The 6560-nt window shown below is 35.9% G+C and carries 5 protein-coding genes; all 5 read left to right on the top strand.

The window, feature by feature from the left end:
- Positions 1–67 precede the first annotated feature (67 nt).
- The gene (guaA, locus tag KJ849_05790; protein ID MBU2600066.1) at positions 68–1612 is read left to right on the top strand and encodes a glutamine-hydrolyzing GMP synthase; all 1545 of its coding nucleotides are present in this window, start codon (positions 68–70) and stop codon (positions 1610–1612) included.
- Positions 1613–1700: 88 nt separating this feature from the next.
- Positions 1701–2996: an adenylosuccinate lyase gene (locus KJ849_05785; protein MBU2600065.1), complete on the top strand. Its 1296-nt coding sequence runs from the start codon at positions 1701–1703 to the stop codon at positions 2994–2996.
- Between the two features lie 9 nt (positions 2997–3005).
- Positions 3006–4385: an amidophosphoribosyltransferase gene (locus tag KJ849_05780; protein MBU2600064.1), complete on the top strand. Its 1380-nt coding sequence runs from the start codon at positions 3006–3008 to the stop codon at positions 4383–4385.
- Between the two features lie 184 nt (positions 4386–4569).
- Positions 4570–5568, top strand: a complete 999-nt coding sequence (gene purM / locus KJ849_05775) for a phosphoribosylformylglycinamidine cyclo-ligase (GenBank protein MBU2600063.1) — start codon at positions 4570–4572, stop codon at positions 5566–5568.
- Positions 5569–5746: 178 nt separating this feature from the next.
- Positions 5747–6412 (top strand): DedA family protein, encoded by a 666-nt coding sequence (locus tag KJ849_05770; GenBank protein ID MBU2600062.1) that lies wholly within the window; start codon positions 5747–5749, stop codon positions 6410–6412.
- Positions 6413–6560: the final 148 nt, after the last annotated feature.

Here is a 6560-nt window from a genome sequence, read left to right as displayed (position 1 = left end):
CCAGTACACTCAACTTATTGCCCGTTTGGGATGGGAAGATCTTAAGTTTGGTCTTTAATAATGGTGTTTGCTAATGGATAGAGATACAATTTTAATTCTTGACTTTGGTTCCCAGTACACTCAACTTATTGCCCGTCGGATTAGAGAATCTAAAGTTTACTTTAAAATCTTACCTTATCATACTCCTATTTCAGAAATAAAGAGTCTTAAGCCTAAGGGAATTATCCTTTCTGGGGGCCCGGCTAGTGTTTATGACAAGATGGCTCCTCAAGGAGAAGTTCAAATCTTTAAATTAAACATCCCTATTCTGGCTATCTGCTATGGAATGCAGTGGATGGTTTATGCTTTAGAAGGCAATGTTGTTCAAGCCGATAAACAAGAATACGGGAAAACTTCCATCGAAATTTTAAACTCTTCATCATTATTCCAAAACCTAAAAAAGAACTTTTTAGTCTGGATGAGCCACGGGGACTATATTACCGAGATTCCTTCTGGTTTTGAAGTCATTGCTCAAAGCGTTAATACTCCGGTAGCTGGAATAATGAATAAAGAAAAAAAGTTATATGGAGTTCAGTTTCATCCTGAAGTTACTCATACTAATTATGGAGATGAAATTATAAAAAACTATTTATATGAAATTTGTAACTGTTCCCCTATTTGGAATATGAAATCTTTTCTTGAAAGTGCCTGTGAAGATATTAAAAAGACGGTGGGCAAAAAGAAGGTTTTTTGTGCCTTAAGTGGAGGGGTAGACTCATCCACCGTAGCAGTCTTGATAAATAAGGCTATTGGCGAGCAACTTACCTGTATATTTATTGATAATGGTCTTTTACGGAAAGATGAAGCAGAAAGAGTAATAAGAGTATTTAAGAATAGTTTTAATATTAACTTGGTCTGGGTTGATGCTAAAAAAAGTTTTTTAAAAAAACTTCATAAGGTCATAAATCCCGAAGAGAAACGAAAAATTATTGGCCGGGAGTTTATCTCGGTTTTTGAAAAAGAAGCCGCTAAATTAGATGGTGTTGAATTTTTAGCCCAGGGAACATTATATCCAGATGTGATTGAGAGTGTTTCAATTAAAGGACCATCAGCTATTATTAAGACTCATCATAATGTAGGCGGACTGCCTTCTACCATGAAGTTAAAATTAATTGAACCCTTAAGAGACTTATTTAAGGATGAAGTTAGATTATTAGCTGAAGAGTTAAATCTTCCAGATGAAATTGTTTGGCAACATCCTTTTCCTGGACCAGGATTGGGAGTTAGAATTATTGGAGAAATTACAGAAGAAAGATTAAGGATTTTAAGAGAGTCTGATTATATAGTCGATCAAGAAATAAGGAATAGTGGACTTTATCGAGATGTTTGGCAAGCTTTTGCCGTCCTACTTCCTATTAAGACGGTGGGAGTGATGGGTGATAAAAGAACTTATGAATATGTGATTGCTATTAGGGTAGTTCAAAGTTACGATGGTATGACGGCTGATTGGGTAAGCCTTCCTTCTGATGTCTTAGATAGAATGACTAACAGAATTATTAATGAAGTGATGGGGGTAAATAGGGTGGTCTATGACATTACCTCAAAACCTCCAGGGACTATTGAGTGGGAGTAGCAACAAAGACTGAAACTTAAATAAACTACCTAAAATAGCTTGCCTAACCTACTAAAAATAAGAACAATTAAAAGGAGTAATATTATCTATGCATGAAAGATATGTCCTTTCGCAAATGGCTAATATTTGGTCAGAAGAGAATAAGTTTAATCTTATGCTTCAAATTGAGGTTTCAGCTTGTAAAGCTCAAGCAGAATTAGGAAATATACCGAAAGAAGCTTTAAATGAAATTGAACAAAAAGCAAATTTTAGCCTTACTCGGATAAAACAGATTGAAGAAGAAACAAACCATGATGTTATTGCTTTCTTAACTAATGTGGCTGAACATGTAGGAAAGTCTTCTCGTTTTATTCACTTAGGGTTAACTTCATCTGATATTTTAGATACTTGTTTAGCCATCTTAATGAGAGAGGCAGGTGTTATTCTTTTAGAAGATTTGTATCATTTAAAAGAAGCCTTAAGGATAAAAGCTTTAGAACACAAAGAAACTATTATGATAGGTAGAACTCATGGAGTGCATGCCGAGCCTATTACTTTTGGTTTAAAAATGGCTCTTTGGTATTGTGAGACTGAAAGGAATATTGACCGTTTAAAAGAAGCTATAGCTAATATAAGTTATGGGAAATTATCTGGAGCGGTAGGGACGTACGCTCATCTTGATCCCTTTGTGGAAGAGTATGTTTGTAGCCAGCTTTCTCTTAAAGTAGATCCTATTTCTACTCAAATTATTCAAAGAGATAGGCATGCTCAATATTTAGCTACCTTAGCTATTATAGCTAGTTGTTTAGAAAAATTTGCTCTGGAAATTAGGAACTTACAACGAACTGATATTTCTGAAGTAGAAGAATATTTTTCTCCTACTCAAAAGGGTTCTTCTGCTATGCCCCACAAAAAAAATCCTATTATGGCTGAACGTATTTGTGGATTAGCGCGAGTAGTGAGGAGTAAGTCACAAATAGCTATGGAGAATATTCCTCTTTGGCACGAAAGGGACATCAGCCATTCTTCGGTAGAGCGGATGATTATCCCTGATGGTACTTCTCTATTAGATTATATGATCAAGAAGTTTACGGAGCTAATTAATAACTTATTTGTAAATAAAGCCAATATGAGAAGTAATCTCATTCGTACCCATGGCTTGATATTTTCTCAAAAAGTACTTTTAGCTTTAGCTAATAAAAGTCTCTCTCGAGAAGAGGCTTATCACTTAGTTCAACATAATACCCGGCGAGTCTTAACTGAAGATCAAAACTTCAAAGAGATGCTCCTTAAAGACCCCAAGATATTAGCCTTTTTATCACCGGCAGAGATAGAAGACTGTTTTAATTTAAAGAGTTATTTGAAGAATGTTGATTTTATTTACAAACGAATTGGATTAATCTAATCTTTTTATATGCATATCTTTAATGATAAACTTCACGAAGCTTGTGGTCTTTTTGGTATATACAACCATCAAGAAGCTGCTAAGTTAACTTACTTAGGGCTTTTTGCCCTTCAACATCGGGGTCAAGAAAGTGCCGGTATCGCTACCTCTTATCAAGAAAAGATTCTCCTTCATAAAGAGGCGGGGTTAGTAACCAATGTTTTTAGCGAAAAGATTCTAAGTGATCTTTTAGGAAGCATTGCGATTGGGCATACCCGTTATTCTACCTCTGGTGGTTCTGGATTAGTTAATGCTCAGCCCCTGGTTATTAATTACCATAAAAAAGGATTAGCCATTGCTCACAATGGACACTTTGTAAATACTGAAAGTCTTCGAGATGAATTAGAAGAAAATGGTTCTATCTTTCAAACTATTTCCGATAGTGAAGTGTTACTCCATCTCTTAACTCGTTCTAAAAAGAAAGAATTAAGTGAAGCCTTAATTGATGTTTTACCGCAAATTAATGGTTCTTATTCTCTCTTATTGATGACTCCAGAAAGACTAATAGGCATTAGAGATCCGCTAGGTTTTCGTCCGCTTAGTCTTGGGACGTTAAATGATTCTTACATCTTAGCTTCAGAAACTTGTGCCTTTAACTTATTAGGAAAGGTAGATCATCTTAGAGATGTAGAGCCTGGTGAGATGGTGATCATTGATAAGAATGGCTTAAATTCTATTAAGTTTGCTACTTCTAAAAGGTATGCTCAATGTATCTTTGAATATATCTACTTTTCCAGGCCCGATAGTAAATTATTTGGACAAAATGTCCATGGGGTTCGTAAAAAGATAGGCCAACAATTAGCAGTAGAGCATCCGGTAGAAGCTGACCTGGTCATTGGCGTTCCTGATTCTGGAATTTCAGCTTCTTTGGGATTTTCAAAAGAATCTGGTATTCCATTCGATATGGGACTAATGAGAAATCATTATATAGGTCGAACTTTTATCAGCCCTCTTCAAGTCTTTCGTGATTTTGGGGTAAAAATAAAACTTAACCCGATTTTAGATGTCCTTAAAGGAAAGAAAGTAGTCTTAATCGATGATTCTATCGTCAGGGGAACAACCTCAAAGAAGATAGTATCTTTGTTAAAAAATAGTGGTGTTTTAGAAATTCATTTTCGAATAAGTTCTCCTCCGATAAAATATCCTTGTTTTTATGGAATTGACACTCCTGAAAGAAAAAAACTTTTAGCTAGCTATCAAGAAATAGAAGAGATTAGGAGATTTTTAGAGGTAGATAGTGTAGCTTATGTAAGTATTTCTGGATTGTTAAAATCTGTAAGCAATGAAGAAGGAAATTTCTTTTGCACCGCTTGTTTTGATGGAAGCTATCCCACCGAAATAAAAGATTAGGTGGTGTTGCGACAGTAATTCTAATTATATGGAGTGCATTGACCGTGTCAATGCATACATCGTTACGGACGATGCACTCCAAAACTAAAAAGATATATCAATTAAAAAGTCTGAAGTCTTATTTCTGAATCGCATTATTTCCTATGTCTAATTTTCGTTAGTAACTACTATAAAAGGAGAACTTATGTCTACCTTTACTTATAAAGAGGCAGGAGTAAATATTGAGGCAGGAAATACCTTTGTTTCTAAGATAAAGGGATTAGTAAAGACTACCTTTAGACCAGAAACCTTAATTGAGATTGGAGGTTTTAGTGGTTTATTTGCTCCTCAGTTTACTAATTTTAAAGATCCTGTTTTAGTTTCAAGCTGTGATGGAGTAGGAACAAAGATCAAGATAGCGGTGATGGCTAATAAACATGAAACGATCGGCATAGATCTGGTGGCAATGTGCGTAAATGATGTCATTGCCATGGGAGGAGAACCTCTCTTTATCTTAGATTACTTTGCCACCGGCAAATTAGACCTTAATCTGGCCGAGACAGTCATAAAAGGAATAGTAGAAGGTAGTAAGATCGCTAATTGTTCTCTCTTGGGAGGAGAAACCGCAGAAATGCCTGATTTTTATCCTGAAGGTGAATATGATTTAGCTGGTTTTTGCGTAGGTATTGTAGATCGGTCTAAGATTATTACTGGAGAGAAGATAGAGCCTACTAATCAGATAATAGGCCTTGCTTCTTCTGGGGTGCATAGTAATGGTTATTCTTTAATTAGGAAGATCTTTTCTTCAGAAGAGCTTTTAGATCTTTCTTCCACTCTCCTTACTCCTACTAAAATATATGTAAACCTTATCTTAAACTTAACTAATAAATTTACTCTTAATGGAATAGCTCATATTACCGGCGGTGGCTTAATTGAAAATGTTCAAAGAATCTTGCCACTTGAGGTAGACGCTGAAATTTACAAAGAAAGTTGGGAAATTTTAGAGATATTTAATCTTATTCAAAAGAAGGGCAATATTTCTCAAGAAGAGATGTACAAAACCTTTAATATGGGTATTGGAATGGTTCTTATCGTTCCTGGGGAAAGAACAGAGATTATTTTAGAAAAGATTAAGTCCTTAGGAGAAAAAGCTCATCTTATTGGCCAGATTAAGAGGGGACAACAAAGAGTGATCATTAGATAAACAGGCTCTTCACAGAATATAGTTGGGTAGATAAATTCATTGCAAATTATAAACTTTAAATTTAAAATGCTAAATTTGCAATTTAAAATGAATTTATCACCTTATTTTACACAAGTTAGCTATTCACAGACGCCACCGAATTATGGCTACTATCTATGGAAGGAACTCGAAGAAATAAATGGTTAAAACTATTTTAGGAATATTAAGTGCTTTTATTATCTGGGTTATCTCCTCACTTGGCTATTGGGGAATTATCTTGACCATGGCTATAGAAAGTGCTTGCATTCCTCTGCCAAGTGAAATTATCATGCCTTTTGGGGGTTATCTTGTAGCGACAAAGGTTTTTGTTTCTAAGTATGGAGAAATGGTAACCCTTTTTTATGTGGGGTTAGCCGGTGCTTTTGGGTGTGTGGTTGGTTCTGTGGTAGCTTATTGGGTTGGCGTCTGGGGTGGAAGACCCTTCTTAGAAAAATATGGCCACTATGTTTTAATGTCCAAGCATGACTTAGATCTAGCCGATAAGTGGTTTAATAAATATGGTGATTTAACTATCTTTACCAGTAGGCTATTGCCGGTCATCAGAACCTTTATCTCCCTACCAGCTGGTATTGCCAAGATGAACTTTAATAAGTTTCTTATCTATACTTTTACCGGCTCAGTACCCTGGTGTTGGGCCTTAGGCTTTGTGGGCTATAAAATAGGACAACACGCTAAGACAATTGCTGAATGGGAGCATGGAATCGAAACCAAGCTTGGCTGTTATTTGCATATCATAGATGCAGCTATTCTGGTAATAATAATCTTGCTTGTTATCTGGTTTATAAAGAGACATTTAAGACATTGAACGTTCAGCGGTTAGCTATATGCAATCTGATAAATAACTTGTATTTCCACCCCCTACCCCCGCCAGCGGGGGATAAGCTCGAGGCTGTCCCTCGCTGGCGGGGGTAGGGGGTGGATTTTCCCTACGAGGTATGTCAACTTAATTAATG

Source organism: bacterium (assembly GCA_018830565.1).
Lineage (GTDB): Bacteria > UBA9089 > JAHJRX01 > JAHJRX01 > JAHJRX01 > JAHJRX01.
Note: the sequence above shows the minus strand (reverse complement) of the source record. Positions and strands in the feature narration are given on the sequence as shown.